Genomic DNA, 14,675 nt, shown 5'->3' on the forward strand with positions numbered 1-14,675 from the left:
TCAACCCTGGGGGTGGATCACCGCGGCACGGCCCTCGGCGACCACCTCGCCGGCGTGGCGGATGACGAACGCGTACTGCGCACCGGTCGCGCTCTCCACCAGCACCTCGGCCTCGCCGTCCAGCGCGCCGTCGAGATCGTCGATGCGATCGCGCATGAGCGAGACGCCGCGCAGCGCGACCAGCAGGCCCGGCCGCGCGCCGCCCCCGGCCCGCAGGGCACGCAGCCCGCCATGCACCGCCATCGCCTGCGCGCCGTACTCGGCCAGGTGCACCGCGTGCAGGCGCCCGCGGTGGCGCAGCGGATGGTCGGGCGCCACGTGGTCGAAGGCTTCGAGGCGAATGCGCGTGTCGTTCCATTCGACCACGCGCTGCCACAGGCACATGCGGCCGGCATGCGGGATCAGGCAGGCGATCGCCTCGCGGCTGTCGAACGCGTCGCTCATGCGGCCTCCGCGGGCGGCGCATGGCGCACGATCGCCAGCGCGAGCACGAAGTTGGCCACCACGCCGATCGCGACGGTGAGGCCGATCGCGCGCAGCACCGGGATGCTCGACAGCCCGAGCAGCGAGAACACCAGCAGCGTGGTGGCCGAGCAGACCAGGATCGCGTGCAGCGCGCGCACCTGCTCGTCCGGGTCGTCGCCCGCGTGGTCGAAGAACAGCGCGTAGTCGAGCCCCAGCCCGGCCGCGAGGATCAGCGCGACGAGGTGGAACAGGTTCAGCTCGACGCCGCACAGGCGCAGCACGGCGAGGATCAGCAGCGTGGTCAGCGCCATCGGCGCGAGCACGCGCACCACGCGGCGCGGCGAGCGCAGCGCGATCCAGACCGTCGCGGCGAGCAGCACGGCGGCCAGCGCCAGCGCCCACAGCACGCGGCCGCGGTAATCGGCGACCAGCGATTCCGACGCCTGCTTGAGGTCCATCAGCTGCGCGCCGCTGCCGGCGAGTGCGCGCGACGCCACGGCGGGATCGGCGAGGCCGGTGAGCGTGACCAGCGCGGTGGCGCCGTCGCCGCGCGAGACCAGCAGGCCCTCGACCGCGCTCGCCAAGGGTGTGCCGGCGAGATCGCGCGGGGTGAGCGGCGCGGCGGTGCGCGCGGTCCCGACGTCCTCGACGAAGCCGTCGAACGCATCGGGCAGGAACGGGCTGTCGGCGAGCGCGGTGGCGAGGTCGCGCCGCAGCATGTCGGCCGACGGCAGCCGCTGCTGGCGCTCGCGCTGGGTGGCGGCGCTGGGCACGTAGCGCGCGGCGAGGTCGTAGCCGGCGATCACACGCTGCGCGCGCAGGCGCTCGAGCACCGGCAGCAGGCGTTCGCTGGCCTGGAGCGCGGCCTGTTCGTCGCGCGCGGGCAAGGCGACGATGTAGCGCACGTCCGGCGCACCGAGTTCGCCGCGCAGCTCGGCATCCTTCGCGAGCGCGGCCGCGGGCACCGGCGTGAGCTTGGAAAGATCGTTCTCCCAGAACGGGCCGGGGGCGAACTTCGCCGCGGCGAGCAGCAGCACCGCCGCCACCAGCCCCGCGCCGACGCCCAGCCGCGGCCCGCGCGCGATGCGCGCCCACAACGCGCGCAGCCGTAGCGACGCGGCGACGTCGCGCGGCGCCGGATCGATCAGCCCCGGCAGCAGGAAGCGCGAGGCCAGCGCCGCGCTGCCGAGGCCGACGATGGTGAACACGGCCAGCTGGCGCAGGCCGTCCACGCCCGACACGAGGAACGTCATGTAGGCGATGCAGGTCGAGGCGACGCCGGTGCCCAACGTCGGCCACAGCGCACGCGCGCTGGCCCAGGGCGACACGCCGGGGCGCTGGTGGCTGAAGAGATGGATCGGATAGTCCTGGGCGACGCCGATCAGGGTGAAGCCGAAGGCCACGGTGATGCCGTGCACGCCGTCGAAGGCGAACGCGACCGCCGCGAGGCCGGTGAGGCCCGCCGTGGCGAGCGGCAACGCGCCCAGCAGCGGCGCCTTCCACGAGCGGTAGCCGATCCACAGCAGCAGCACGAAGCAGATCGTGTCGATGGTGCCGATCAGGCTGGCCTCGCTCTGCGTGCGGCCGGCGACATCGACCGCGAATGCGCCCGGGCCGGTGAGCGTGAGCCGTGAAGGCGTCGCGCCGCGCACCTCGTCGAAGGCGGCGTGGATCGACGCCACCGCGGTTTCCTGCGCCTTGGGATCGAAGCCGGCCGCGCCAGTCTGCACCGCGAGCAGCGCGCGGCGGCCGGCGCGGTCGAACCACAGGCCGTCGATCTTCTGCGGCGACGCGGCGGGCTCCCAGCGCTGCGCGAGCGTGAGCATCTCCAGCGTCGGATCGCGCTCGATGACAGGCTCGATCGCAGCGGCCATCGGCGAGCCGAGGTCGGCGACGCGCTGCTGCAGCTGATCGGTGAGCGCGGCCGCGCCGAGCCCGCCGGTCGCGGCGGTGTCGGAGAGCAGGTAGCGATACGGGCGCAGGCGCTCGGGAATCGCCGACAGGTCGGCATCGCCGTTGGCGACCAGCGCGATGCCGGGCGTGGCGCGCAGCTTCGTCGCGAGCGCACGCGACTGCGCGGCCAGTGCGTCCTGCGGCGCGCCCTCGATCGCGAGCAGCAGCAGCCGCGCGCCCGGGCCTTCGCCGAGCTCGTCGATCAGCAGGCGCTGCGCGGGCGTGCGCGGCGCGGGCATGAACTTGCGCAGGTCGCCGCCGAGATCCAGCGAGCGGCCCGCGGCCCAGCCGAGCGCGGCGAGCAGCGCGAGCCAGACCAGGGCGAGGACGATCCGCAGGCGCGGGGTGAGCGCGCGGCGTTCGACCGTCATCGAGCGGCGTCGCCGCGGCAAAGCGTCGCCAGGCGTGCCGCGTCATCGACGCCGGCCGCCGACACCGCCGCGCCCGCCAGCAGCGTGCGCTGCAGGTCGCCCTTCGCCGGCTGCGTCTCGATGCAGCGCAGCTCGGCGCCGCGACCGTGCAGCACGATGTCGCGCACGACGCCGGCCATGCGCGCGTCCTTCGGCAGCATGCGCAGCGTCCAGCGCTCGCGCGTTCCGGCGGCTTCGAGGCGGAACGCACGCTCGATGCGCGCGCGGTCACCCGCGAGCAGCGCGCCGAAGCTGTCCTGCAGGCCGGCGAGCTGCGGCGCGCGCGAGAGCGGATACGTGTTCGACGACTTGCCGCGCGCGATCGTCACCTTGTCGGCGCGGATGGTCGACACCTCCGCGTAGGGCACGCGCACTTCGCGCACCAGCGTGTCCTCGGCCGGGCGCGCGTACTCGCCCTCGATGCGCAGCGGCTTCTTCAGAAGGCGCGAGCCGCGCAGTTCGACGAACTGCGTGCGCATCGGCGCGGGGTGCGCCAGCTTGCCGAGGATCCAGCCGGCATCGACCTCAGGCGACGCGGCGTGGAGCGTCGGCGCCAGCAGGGCGATCGGCAGCAGGAGGAACAGGAATCGTCGCAGCATCGTCGTCGCGCCAGAATTCGAAGAAGTTGAACCAGTTGTACGGCGCCTGCCGCGCGCGATCTTCGAGCGCCACGGCGTAGCGGCGCACGCAGTCGGCCATCACCGCCGCGCGGTTATGCCGGTCGGCGACGAGACCCTCGCTGAACATGCGGAAATCCAGCTCGTAGCGGTTGCCGCCCCTGTAAAGGCCCCAGGCCAGGCAGACCGGCAGCTTGAGCATGGCCGCGATCAGCCAGGGCGAGGTCGGGAAGGCCGCGGTGCCGCCCATGAACGGCACGTCCAGCGTCGGCGTGCCCGGCTGCGCGCGGTCGACCAGCAGCGCCACCAGCGCGCCCTCGTCGGTGGCTTCCTTGATCGCCAGCAGCACCGACGGGCCGTCCATGCCGGCATCGATGATGTTCGCCGCCAACTCGGGATTCAGCGCGTCGAGCAGCGCCTGCATCGACGGGTTGTGCTGCTTGTCGAGCACCACGCGGATCTTGGTCTGCGGACGCTTGGTGCCGAGCACGCGCATCGCGTCGAAGCTGCCCAGGTGCGAGCCGAACAGCAGCACGCCCTGCCCGCGGTCGAGCGGCTCGTGCAGCGCGTCGAGGCCGTGGGTGCGGATGTCGAAGCGATCGAGCTCGCCGCTGAGCAGGAACACGCGGTCGAGGATGGTCGAGGCGAAGGTGTGGATGTGCTTCGCGATGTCCCACAGCGTCGCCGGCCGGCCGAGCGCGCGATCGAGGAAGCGCCGCGAGGCCGCGCGCTCGTACGGGCGGCGCAGCAGGAAGTACAGCGTGATCGGGTAGAGCAGCGCACGGGCGACGCTGCGGCCGCCGTAGCAGCCGATCGCGCGGATCAGCCACAGCGCGAACCAGCCGCCGCCCTCGGGGCGCTGCTTCCAGTCGTCGCTCATGCCGCGTCCCTGTCGGCGACGTCGCCGCTGGCGAGCAGCGTGTCGCCGCGCAGGATGCGGAAGCGCCAGCGCGGCGCGGCGCCGTCGAGCTCCACGCGCGCGGCCTCGCCCGGGCGCAGCGGCTGCACGAACTTCACCTGCGGCAGGCGCAGGCGCGCGAGTGGGCCGTGCGCGGCCTCGATCGCCTCGACCACGCGGTCGAGCAGCACCACGCCGGGCACGATCGGATCGCCGGGGAAATGGCCGGGCAGCGCGGGATGCGCGGCGTCGACGACGAACTCCATCTCAGTCCTTCGCGATCAGGTCGAGCACGGCTTGGCGCGCATCGCGGGCGAGCGTCTCGCGGGCCTCGGCGCCGCTGCCCCGGGCATGGATCGGCTGCCCGATGCGCACGCGGATCGTGCCCGGACGAACGCGAAAGCTGTAGGCGGGCAGCACCGCGCCGGCACCGGTCATCGCCACCGGCACCACCGGCACGCCGCCGCCCATCGCGACCTGGAAGGCGCCGGCCTTGAATTCGCCGACCACGCCGCCGCGGCTGCGCGTGCCTTCCGGGAAGATGCACAGCACGTGTCCGGCCTTCACGATTTCACCGGCCGCGCGCAGGCTCTTCACCATCGACGCGCGGCTGCCGTCGCGTTCGATGAAGCACATGCCCATCGCCTTCGCGTACCAGCCCACGAACGGCACGCGCGTCATCTCCTGCTTGAGCATGAAGCGCAGCGGCACCGGCACCGCGCGGAACAGCGCGCAGATGTCGATGATCGATTCGTGCGTGGCGACCAGCACGCAGGGCCGGCTCCAGTCGACGTTTTCCACGCCCTCGATGTCCACGCGCGCGCCGGCACCGCCGAGCAGGCCGGGCGCCCACAGCCACGCCGCCATGCGCAACGGGATGCGCGCATCGCCGGTCACCGCGCGCACCAGCAGCGCGAGCGTGATGCAGGCCGCCGTCCACGCGAGCGTGAACAGCAGCTGGAATGTGTTGGCGACGAGCCAGGCCGCGCGCAGGGGCAGCGGCTCGGCGACGGTCAGGGTGTCGGTCGAGGCGGACATGGATCTCGGCTCAGCGCATCACGTCGCGCCAGAAGGCGGGACCGAGCGCGCCCAGGCGGCGGATGAATTGCGGAAAGCTGCGGTAGGGGCGATCCGGGAACAGGCGGATGCGCACCAGGTATTCGACGGCCATGAGCAGCCCGGCCACGCCGTAGTCGAGCATGTTGGCGAACAGCGACCACATCACCTGCGGCACCGTCACCACCGGCGTATAGCCCAGCCGCACCAGCAGGCCGTCTGGCACCGCGATGATGCCGAGCAGAAGGTTCGCGAGGCCGATGCCGGCGAGCACAATCGCCCACAGTCGGGTCAACCCACGCGTGTACGACTTGAGAGGCGGCGCGAGGTCGGCCGGCGCGCAGCCTTCCAGCCCGCCGACGATGCGGCTGATCAGCGGCACACGGCCGGGCAGCAGGGTGCGCGCGAACCACCACGCCACCAGCCAGGGGAACAGCACCGGCGGCAGCAGCAGAAGCACGGGCAGCAGCACCGAGTGCTGCATCCACCACAGCAGTGCCGTCGCGCCGGCGACCGTCAGCCAGGCGCCCGCGCGGCGCTGCGCGAGCGGCAGCACCAGCAGGATCAGCACGATGTCCAGCAGCGCGAGCGCGGCCAGCCGCGGATCGTGCGTGGCGCTCGCCGCATGCGCGAGCAGCGGATACGCCGCGCTCAGCAGCAGCCGGGCGAGCGCGACGTTCATGTCAGGCGGTGCGGTTGGCCTGCACGTGCTCGGCGAGCGCGCGCAGGGAGCCGAAGATGCGGCGGTTCTCGTCGCTGTCGCTGCGCAGCTGGAAGCCGTAGCGCTTGCTGATCGCGAGCGCGAGTTCGAGCGCGTCGATCGAGTCCAGGCCCAGGCCGTCGCCGAACAGCGGCGCCTCGGGATCGATGTCGGCGGCATTGACGCCTTCGAGGTTCAGGCTCTCGACGAGCAGCTCGGCGAGTTCGGTTTCAGCAGGCGTCTGGGTCGACATCGGCATTTCCATGGAAGCTAGCGAAGGGCACGATCCGGCGCATTGCCGTGGACCGCGGGCGGGTGAACGGTTAAGCGGCCGTCCGGCGGGGCCCGCCCGGTATCATTCATGCCATGAATGAGGTGCGAAATTCTGCCATCGATGCCGCCGAGGCGTGTGATGTGCTGGTGGTGGGCGGCGGCCCGGCGGGCAGCGCGACGGCCACCCTGCTCGCGAAGGCCGGCTGGAAGGTGGTGATGCTGGAGAAGTCCCGGCATCCGCGCTTCCACATCGGCGAATCGCTGCTGCCGGCGAACATGCCCATCCTCGAGCGGCTCGGCGTGCTCGACAGGGTACGCGAGATCGGCGTGCTCAAGCGCGGCGCCGACTTCCCGGCCGACGGCGGGCGCTACAACGTCTTCCATTTCGACCGCGCGCTGCGCGGCGGCGCCGATTACGCCTTCCAGGTCAAGCGCGAGGAATTCGACCAGGTGCTGTTCGAGCACGCGCGCGGAGCCGGCGTCGATGCGCGCGAGGCGACCCGGGTCACCCGCGTGGAGTTCGGCGATGACGGCCGCCCCGCGCGCGTGCTCGCCACCGGCCCGGACGGCGCGCATTCGCTGCGGCCGCGCATGCTGATCGACGCCACCGGGCGCGACACCCTGCTCGGCAGCCAGCTCAAGCTCAAGCGCCGCAACCGCCGGCACCAGTCGGCGGCGGTGTTCAGCCACTTCAGCGGCGTCGCGCGTCGTCCGGGCGGGGACGCCGGCAACATCACGATCTACCGCCACGCGCACGGCTGGATGTGGTTCATCCCGCTGCGCGACGACGTCATGAGCATCGGCGCGGTCTGCTCACCCGAGCACCTCAAGCAGCGCGGCGGCGACAGCGATGCCTTCCTGATGCGCACCATCCAGTCGGTGCCCGAGGCGGCCGAGCGGATGATCGGCAGCGAGCGCATCGCACCGGTGCATGCCACCGGCAACTACGCCTACGAATGCACGCGCATGCACGGGCCGGGCTGGCTGCTGGTCGGCGACGCCTATGCCTTCGTCGACCCGATGTTCTCCTCCGGCGTCTACCTCGCCATGCACGGCGCCGAGCAGGCCGCGCGGGCGGTGGACGCCGCGCTGCGCGAGCCCGCGCGCGAGGCCGCGCTGTTCGACGCGATGCAGGCGCAGTTCGACGCCGGCATCGACGAATTCAAGTGGTTCATCTACCGCTTCACCTCGCCGGTGATGAAGCACCTGTTCGCCAATCCGCGCGACGTGCTCGGCGTCGAGAAGGCCGTGGTGTCGATGCTCGCCGGCGACGTGTTCGACGCGCGCCCGGTGGTCTGGCGGCTGCGCGTGTTCCGCGCCATCTACGCGCTCACCGCGCTCGGCATGTGGCGCGACGCGCTGCGCGGCTGGCTGTCGCGCCGGCGCCAGGCGCGTGCCGGCTTCGATGCCGAAACCCTGCAGGAATCCCAATGACGCTGCCGCTGAACGTGCAGTCCCCGGCGTTGTCGGTGACGTATTCGCATGACCCGCTCGACACCCTGCTCGCCCGACCCGACGTGCTCGCCGTCGTCGCCTTCGGCCGCGATGCGCCGCGCAACGACGACCCTCGCCTGATCCGCGTCGAGCTCGAACCGCAGGGCGATGCGCCGTTCGAGGTCTGGCGCGCGGGCGCGACGGTGGCGAGCGGTCGCGTCGACGACCTCGCCTACGCGCACGACGGCCGCCTGCTGATGGCGGCGATGGACGTGCCGGAAGTCGACGGCGACATCCGCGCCGCCGCCGCCCACGCCTATGCGGCGCTGCGCGCGCGCACCGAGTCGCTGGGTTATCCGCACCTGCTGCGCATCTGGAACTACATCGACGACATCACTCTCGGCGAGGGCGACGAGGAGCGCTACAAGCACTTCTGCATCGGCCGCGCCGAAGGCCTCGGTGAAGGCTTCTCGACCGACACGCTGCCGGCCGCGACCGCGATCGGCCGCATCCGCGCGAACGGGCGCCTGCAGGTGTACTGGCTGGCGTCGCGCCTGCCGGGCACGCCGCTGGAAAACCCGCGCCAGGTCAGCGCCTACCGCTATCCGCGCCAGTACGGCCCGCAGCCGCCGAGTTTCGCCCGCGCGATGCTGCCGCCCGGCGCGATGCCGCTGCTGCTGTCCGGCACCGCGTCGATCCGCGGCCACGAATCGCTGCACCACGACTGCGTGTCCGCGCAGCTCGACGAGACGCTCGCCAATATCGGCGCGCTGATCGACGTCGCCCGCACGCACCGCCCCGACCTGCCGGCGACGCCTGGCGCGGCGACGCCGCTCAAGGCCTACGTCCGCGAGGTGGAGGAGCTGGCGGGCGTCGACGCCGCACTGGCCGCGCGCCTGCCCGACGCGCCGCGCGTGGTGCTGCACGCCCGCGTCTGCCGCCGCGAACTGCGGCTCGAAATCGACGGCTGTCACGGCTGAGGAGAAGAACGATGGGACTGGTTTCGCTGATCTGGGGCATCGCGATGGCGCTGTGGATGCTGCTCGCGCTGATCCCGCTGCTGGGCATCATGAACTGGCTGGTAATCCCCTTCGCCGCGATCGGCGCGGTGATCGCCGCGATCGGCGTGGCCACCACGCGTCGCGAGAATCGCGGGCGCGCCAAGGCGGGGCTGCTGCTCAACGTCGCCGTGATGGTGGTCGCGGCGATCCGCCTGAGCTTGGGCGGCGGCCTGCTCTGATCCACGGGCCAGGCCCGTCGCGGCAGGCTCGCAATGCCTTTTCCGCCTTAAGGCCGACCTGCGCTCACGCGCCTTCGACGTCGGCCTGGTCAACAAACGGTCGACCGTCGCATCGAGGCGGCCCACCGTTCCCGCCATCGCGGGCGCCCATGGATATGGATCCGGGGCGTCGCCCGCGTGTCCATCGCAGGGCCGCGGCGCCGGGACACTGCCTGCCGGCCACTGCGAGCCGCCACGATGAGCCCCCGCCTGAGTGGGCCCCAAGGAGATCCCGATGTCGCTTCGTCCTTCCGTTCTCGCGCTCGCGCTGCTCCTGGCCGGCGGCGCGGCCCGCGCGCAGCAGGCCCCGCCGAGTGCGGAGCAGCTCGATGCGCGCCTGCGCGCGGTCGAGCAGCGCCTGGGGATCGCGGTCAACGAGGACGCCGTCGGCCTCGCCGCGCTCGACGCTCGCCTGAAGGCGATCGAGCGTCGCCTCGCACAGGGTGATGCGCCGGCCGCCGTCGCTGCATCGGCCCCGGCCACCGCGCAGTCGGCCGCATCCGTCTCCACGCTCAGCGTCAGCGCCGACAAGGGCGTGTCGCTGAAGTCGCCGCCCGAGCAGGGCGTGGAGCTGCGTTTCCGCGGTCTCGTGCAGGCCGATGCACGCAGCTGGCTCGGCGACGACGCGCTGCCGCAGAACGACGGCTTCCTGCTGCGTCGCGCGCAGCCCACGCTCGAAGGCAGCCTCGGCAAGCTCATCGGCTTCCGGCTGATGCCCGAGCTAGCTGGCGACAGCGCGAGCATTTCCGATGCCTACATCGACCTGAAGTTCGACCCGCGCGCGACGCTGCGCGTGGGCAAGTTCAAGGCGCCGGTCGGCCTGGAGCGCCTGCAGTCCTCGGGCGCCAATACCTTCGTCGAACTCGGGCTGTCGTCGGAACTCGCGCCCAGCCGCGACCTCGGCGTGCAGTTGCAGGGCGAGTTCGACGGCGGCGCGCTGACCTACGCCGCCGGCGTGTTCAACGGCGCGCCGGACGGGCGCGACGGCGCCTCGGCCAACAGCGACGATGCGTTCGAATACGCCGCGCGCGTCTTCTGGGAGCCGTTCCGCGGCGCGGACAACGCCGCGGCCGGGCTCGGCGTCGGTCTGGCGGCGAGCACGGGCGACGTGACCGGCGGAGGCAGCGCCGCGTTGCCGCGCTACCGCACGCCGGGCCAGGCGCAGTTCTTCGGCTATCGCGGCGCGGTACAGGCCGATGGCGCGCGCCGCCGCATCGCGCCGCAGGCCTACTGGTACCACGGGCCGGTCGGCCTGCTCGGCGAGTACGTCGAGTCGTCGCAGGACGTGCGCGTCGGCGGCACCGCGGCGCGCATCGACAACCGCGCCTGGCAGCTCGCCGCGAGCTGGGTGCTGACCGGCGAGGCCGCGTCCTATCGCGGCACGGTCAAGCCCGACCGTCCGTTCACCGGCGACGGCCTCGGTGCGTTCGAGCTCGCCGCGCGCGTCGGCGCGCTCAGCGTCGACGACCAAGCGTTCCCGCTCTTCGCCGATCCCGCGAGCGCCGCGCGGCACGTGCGTGCGTGGACGATCGGGCTGAACTGGTACCTCACCCAGAACCTCAAGCTGATGACGAACTACTCGGAAGCGGATTTCGACGGCGGCGCGCCCGCCAGCGACCGTGAAACCGAGAAGACCCTGTTCACCCGCGCGCAAGTCGCCTTCTGACCGTCGAGGCCGCACGTCGCGGCTTGCAGGGCATCACCGGTCGACGGGCCGGCAGACGCTGGAAATCGACGCCAGTAGCGCTGCCGCTCCAGGTCGGCGGCGCCGGCGAGCCGGACGCACTGCCGCGGCGCGGCGACGTGGTCCACGTGCAGCCGCGGCGCCGTCGCGTGTTCGCGTACTGACCCGCGTCCATGCCACCTCGTCGAATCGCGGCTGACCTTGGGCCCTGCCGCCCGCCGGCCCCGGTCGTGCGCAGGAGTAAACTTTGCGCATGAGCTACCCCTACGTGCGCCCGCGGCGGATGCGCCGCGACGAGTTCTCGCGCCGGCTGATGCGCGAGACGGTCCTCACCGCGAACGACCTGATCTACCCCGTCTTCGTCCATGAACTGGCCGGTCGCGCGCCGGTCGGCTCGATGCCGGGCGTGGAGCGGCTGTCGGTCGACGAGCTGCTGCGCGTGGCCGAAACGGCCGCCGAGCTGCGCATTCCCGCGCTCGCGCTGTTCCCGGTCACCGCACCCGAGGCGAAGTCGCTCGACGCGGCGGCGGCCTGGGACGACGAGGGCCTGGTGCAGCGCGCGGTGTTCGCGCTCAAGTCGCGCTTCCCCGAGCTCGGCGTGATCACCGACGTGGCGCTCGATCCATACACCTCGCACGGGCAGGACGGGCTGATCGACGAGAACGGCTACGTGCTCAACGACGAGACGGTCGACGCGCTGGTCAAGCAGGCGCTGAGCCATGCGCGCGCCGGTGCCGACATCGTGGCGCCCAGCGACATGATGGACGGCCGCATCGGCGAGATCCGCGCGGCGCTGGAGATGGACGATCACATCCACACACGCATCCTCGCCTACAGCGCGAAGTATGCGAGCGCGTTCTACGGACCGTTCCGCGATGCCGTCGGCAGCGCCGCCGCGCTCGGCAAGGCCGACAAGGCCACGTACCAGATGGATCCGGCGAATTCCGACGAGGCGTTGCGCGAGGTCTCGCTCGATCTCGCCGAAGGCGCCGACATGATCATGATCAAGCCAGGCCTGCCCTACCTGGACATCGTGCGGCGGGTAAAGGACGAATTCGGCGCACCGACGTTCGTCTACCAGGTCAGCGGCGAGTTCGCGATGCTCAAGGCCGCCGCGATCAACGGGTGGCTGGACGAGCGCAAGGTCGCACTGGAAGCGCTCACCGCGATCAAGCGCGCGGGCGCCGACGGGGTGCTGACCTACTACGCGCTCGATGCCGCGCGCTGGCTACGCGAAAGCGCGTAAGCCGCGTCGCTGCGTTGCGATCGAAGCCGCCTGCGGGCGGCTTCGTCGTTTCAGCACATCCGTGCGCGCTCAGCCGCAGCTGCCGTCGCCTTTCACCGTCGGCACCAGCACGCGGTAAACGTCGAGCCGGCCTGCCTTCGGCGAGGGCGCCGCGCCGCTGAGCAGCATCTCCACCGGGCGGTTCCAGTCCGGCATCGGCGCCAGCGTGCGCGCGTCCTCCGTATTGAAGGCGAGCGCGAGCGGCGCGGCCTCGACGTAGGCGCCGGCCCGGCAACGCGCGACCAGCAGCTGCACCGGCTTGCTCGCGAGGTCCTGCGAGCGCGCGAACACGAGGCCGTCGCCGTCGGCCAGCCACATTGCGTCGGACTCGTCGTCATCAGTGTTGATGCCCGGCACGGGCTGCACCTTGGTGAGCGCATCGCCCTGCCAGATTGCGACGTAAAGATCGTGGCGTTTCGCGCCGGGGCGGCCGTCGCTCGCGAACAGCAGTCGGCGACCGTCGCGCAAGGGCATGGGCGAGCGCTCGTCGCCGCGCGTGTTCACCGCGGTGCCGAGGTTCTGCGGCGTGCCGGCTTCACCGTCGACGAACGGCGCGCGGTAGAGATCGTTGCCGCCGACGCCGCCCGCGTGGTCGGAGGCGAAGTACAGCCAGCGGCCGTCCGCGCTGAACGCGGGATCGCTTTCGCTGGCGGTCGTGTTGAGTGCGAGCGGGCGCGCCTCCTGCCAGCGGCCGTCGATGCGCCGCGCGATCCACAGGTCGCCGCCGCCGGGCCCGCCGGCGCGGTCCGGGCTGCTCCAGATGATGCTGTTGCCGTCGGGATGCACCGTGGCGCGAAGCTCGGTGTTGCGCGTGGAGACGATGCCGACGCCTTCCATGCCCCAGGGCGCGAACGCCGTGCAGGGCATCGCGATCAGCAGCGCGAGCGGGACGAGGTGGTGTACGGTGCGCACGCGTGATTTCCGGCCGTCGAGGACCGATGCACCGTAACCGATTCGCCGTGTTCGGCCAGCCCGTCGCGCATTCGCGCTCGCCGGCGATCCATGCCGCGTTCGCCGCGCAATGCGGCATCGCGCTGGACTACGTGCGCATCGAGGCGTCGCCGGAGGATTTCGCCGTCGCCGTCGAGCGCTTCGCACGCGAAGGCGGCCGCGGCGCGAACGTGACGTTGCCGCACAAGCCTGCCGCCGCCGCGCTCTGCACGACGCGCAGCGAGCGGGCCGCGCGTGCCGATGCGGTGAACACGCTGGTGCGCGTGGACGATGCCGCCGGCGGCGCGCCGCGCTGGCATGGCGACAACACCGACGGCATCGGCCTGGTGCGCGACCTGCGCGAACGCCACGGCCTGCGCCTCGACGGCGCGCGCGTGCTGCTGATCGGCGCCGGTGGCGCGGCGGCGGGCGTGGCGCCGGCATTGCTGGACGCGGGCATCGCGGTGCTGGCGATCCGCAACCGCAGTTCCGCACGCGGCGACGCGCTGGCGGCGCGCTTGAACGACGCGCGCGTGCGGGCGCTGGCATGGGATGACGCGGACGACGCCGTGTTCGACGTCGTCATCAACAGCACGTCGGCCGCACGCAGCGATACGGCCATCGACTGGCCGTTCCTCCACGCAGGTGCCGATGGCTGGACGGCGGTCGACCTCGGCTACGGCCGGGATGCCGCGATGTTTCTCGAAACGGCGCGCGCGCGGGGCGCGGCGGCGTGCATCGACGGCCTCGGCATGCTGGTCGAGCAGGCCGCCGAGAGCTTCCGGCTCTGGCACGGCGTGATGCCGGATACCGCGCCGGTGTACGACGTGCTGCGCCGCGAGCTGCCGGCGCCGTGACCCCGCGATGAGCCGCCCGTTTCCGACGCCGCATGCGCTGGCCGATGCCGGCCTGCCCTGTCGCGCCGGCTGCGCGGCCTGCTGCATCGCGCCGTCGATCAGCTCGCCGATTCCCGGCATGCCCGGCGGCAAGCCCGCAGGCGTGGCCTGCGTGCAGCTCGACGACGCGCTGCGCTGCCGGCTGTTCGGCGATCCGCGCCGGCCCGCGGTCTGCGGCGGGCTTCGGCCCTCGGCCTCGATGTGCGGCAACGACCGCGCCGCCGCGCTCGCGCATCTTTCGATGCTGGAAGCGGCGACCGCGCCCTAGTCGTAGGCGCGCCCCGCGTGGCGCAGCCAGCCGCCGACGTGCGCGCCGCGCGGATCGCGATGCGTCCAGTGCACCACGCCGCCCTTCGCGTTCCACACGTACTCGCCGCGGAACTCGACCTCGTCGCCGATGGCGAGGCCGGCGATGCGCGGCGCGACGTCGATGTTGTGCGCGACCAGCACCGTGCCGCCGTCGTCGAGGCGCAGCACGAAGCGCTGGTGGCGGCTGCCGTCGTTGTCGTCCGGCAACAGCTTCGACACGCGCCCGCGGCCCTGCACGTCGACGTCGCGCGCCTGCTCGCGGATCGCGCGGACGAGCGCGGTGTCGACGACGGGCGCGACGACCGGCGTCGCGAGGCCCGTTTCGGCAGGCGCCGGCGCATCGCGCCGGCAGGCGGCGAACGTGGCGAGCGCGACGACGAGGACGGCGATCGGGTAGGCGGGACGGCGCATGCGTGGCTCCGTGAAGTCCCGGGCGATGATCGCGCATCGCGGCGTTGCGGTGGCGGCGTCCGCGTCCTAACGCCA

Annotated in this window: 17 protein-coding genes; 7 read left to right on the top strand and 10 right to left on the bottom strand. The window is 72.5% G+C overall.

Going from position 1 to position 14,675, the window contains the following annotated elements; genetic code table 11:
• From IE066_RS11340 to IE066_RS11375, 8 genes are read right to left on the bottom strand one after another with little or no spacing between them, the layout of a single operon-like run.
• The gene (locus IE066_RS11340) at nucleotides 1–444 is read right to left on the bottom strand and encodes a hotdog family protein (RefSeq protein ID WP_189449914.1); all 444 of its coding nucleotides are present in this window, start codon (nucleotides 442–444) and stop codon (nucleotides 1–3) included.
• Entirely contained in the window at nucleotides 441–2,789 is a 2,349-nt protein-coding gene (locus tag IE066_RS11345) for an MMPL family transporter (protein WP_189449916.1), read from the bottom strand. Before IE066_RS11345 ends, IE066_RS11340 begins: the two co-directional genes overlap by 4 nt.
• Entirely contained in the window at nucleotides 2,786–3,427 is a 642-nt protein-coding gene (locus IE066_RS11350) for a LolA-related protein (protein ID WP_189449918.1), read from the bottom strand. Before IE066_RS11350 ends, IE066_RS11345 begins: the two co-directional genes overlap by 4 nt.
• Nucleotides 3,354–4,325, bottom strand: a complete 972-nt coding sequence (locus IE066_RS11355; RefSeq protein WP_189449920.1) for a lysophospholipid acyltransferase family protein — start codon at nucleotides 4,323–4,325, stop codon at nucleotides 3,354–3,356. Before IE066_RS11355 ends, IE066_RS11350 begins: the two co-directional genes overlap by 74 nt.
• Entirely contained in the window at nucleotides 4,322–4,609 is a 288-nt protein-coding gene (locus IE066_RS11360; protein ID WP_189449922.1) for an ApeI family dehydratase, read from the bottom strand. Before IE066_RS11360 ends, IE066_RS11355 begins: the two co-directional genes overlap by 4 nt.
• A 1-nt stretch (nucleotide 4,610) precedes the next feature.
• Nucleotides 4,611–5,381, bottom strand: a complete 771-nt coding sequence (locus tag IE066_RS11365; RefSeq protein ID WP_189449925.1) for a lysophospholipid acyltransferase family protein — start codon at nucleotides 5,379–5,381, stop codon at nucleotides 4,611–4,613.
• A gap of 10 nt (nucleotides 5,382–5,391) precedes the next feature.
• Entirely contained in the window at nucleotides 5,392–6,081 is a 690-nt protein-coding gene (locus IE066_RS11370) for a COG4648 family protein (protein ID WP_189449927.1), read from the bottom strand.
• 1 nt (nucleotide 6,082) lies between these two features.
• Nucleotides 6,083–6,352: a phosphopantetheine-binding protein gene (locus tag IE066_RS11375; RefSeq protein ID WP_189449929.1), complete on the bottom strand. Its 270-nt coding sequence runs from the start codon at nucleotides 6,350–6,352 to the stop codon at nucleotides 6,083–6,085.
• A 113-nt stretch (nucleotides 6,353–6,465) separates the two neighbouring features.
• Between IE066_RS11375 and IE066_RS11380 the strand changes: the two genes are divergently transcribed.
• The 5 genes from IE066_RS11380 (at nucleotide 6,466) to hemB (ending at nucleotide 12,015) form a co-directional block, all read left to right on the top strand.
• Nucleotides 6,466–7,806, top strand: coding sequence for an NAD(P)/FAD-dependent oxidoreductase (locus IE066_RS11380; protein WP_189449931.1), 1,341 nt, complete (start codon nucleotides 6,466–6,468; stop codon nucleotides 7,804–7,806).
• Nucleotides 7,803–8,786, top strand: a complete 984-nt coding sequence (locus IE066_RS11385) for a chorismate transformation FkbO/Hyg5 family protein (RefSeq protein ID WP_229790790.1) — start codon at nucleotides 7,803–7,805, stop codon at nucleotides 8,784–8,786. Before IE066_RS11380 ends, IE066_RS11385 begins: the two co-directional genes overlap by 4 nt.
• A gap of 11 nt (nucleotides 8,787–8,797) precedes the next feature.
• A complete protein-coding gene (locus IE066_RS11390) occupies nucleotides 8,798–9,046 on the top strand; it encodes a hypothetical protein (protein ID WP_189449934.1) in 249 nt (82 codons plus the stop codon).
• 274 nt (nucleotides 9,047–9,320) lie between these two features.
• Nucleotides 9,321–10,751 carry an OprO/OprP family phosphate-selective porin gene (locus tag IE066_RS11395; protein WP_189449936.1) on the top strand — a complete coding sequence of 477 codons (1,431 nt, stop codon included), beginning with the start codon at nucleotides 9,321–9,323 and terminating at the stop codon, nucleotides 10,749–10,751.
• A 271-nt stretch (nucleotides 10,752–11,022) separates the two neighbouring features.
• Entirely contained in the window at nucleotides 11,023–12,015 is a 993-nt protein-coding gene (hemB, locus tag IE066_RS11400) for a porphobilinogen synthase (RefSeq protein ID WP_189449939.1), read from the top strand.
• A gap of 69 nt (nucleotides 12,016–12,084) precedes the next feature.
• On the opposite strand, the gene IE066_RS11405 is transcribed toward hemB, so the two are convergent.
• Nucleotides 12,085–12,966 (bottom strand): TolB family protein, encoded by an 882-nt coding sequence (locus tag IE066_RS11405; protein ID WP_229790791.1) that lies wholly within the window; start codon nucleotides 12,964–12,966, stop codon nucleotides 12,085–12,087.
• Between the two features lie 26 nt (nucleotides 12,967–12,992).
• Between IE066_RS11405 and aroE the strand changes: the two genes are divergently transcribed.
• A complete protein-coding gene (gene aroE, locus IE066_RS11410) occupies nucleotides 12,993–13,841 on the top strand; it encodes a shikimate dehydrogenase (protein ID WP_189449942.1) in 849 nt (282 codons plus the stop codon).
• A 7-nt stretch (nucleotides 13,842–13,848) separates the two neighbouring features.
• Nucleotides 13,849–14,148 (top strand): YkgJ family cysteine cluster protein, encoded by a 300-nt coding sequence (locus tag IE066_RS11415; RefSeq protein WP_189449945.1) that lies wholly within the window; start codon nucleotides 13,849–13,851, stop codon nucleotides 14,146–14,148.
• Here the strand turns inward: IE066_RS11415 and IE066_RS11420 are convergent.
• Nucleotides 14,145–14,600, bottom strand: a complete 456-nt coding sequence (locus IE066_RS11420; RefSeq protein WP_189449946.1) for a DUF3465 domain-containing protein — start codon at nucleotides 14,598–14,600, stop codon at nucleotides 14,145–14,147. The genes IE066_RS11415 and IE066_RS11420 overlap by 4 nt on opposite strands.
• Nucleotides 14,601–14,675 lie beyond the last annotated feature (75 nt).

The organism is Cognatilysobacter xinjiangensis, assembly GCF_014651995.1.
In the GTDB taxonomy this organism is placed as follows: Bacteria; Pseudomonadota; Gammaproteobacteria; order Xanthomonadales; family Xanthomonadaceae; genus Cognatilysobacter; species Cognatilysobacter xinjiangensis.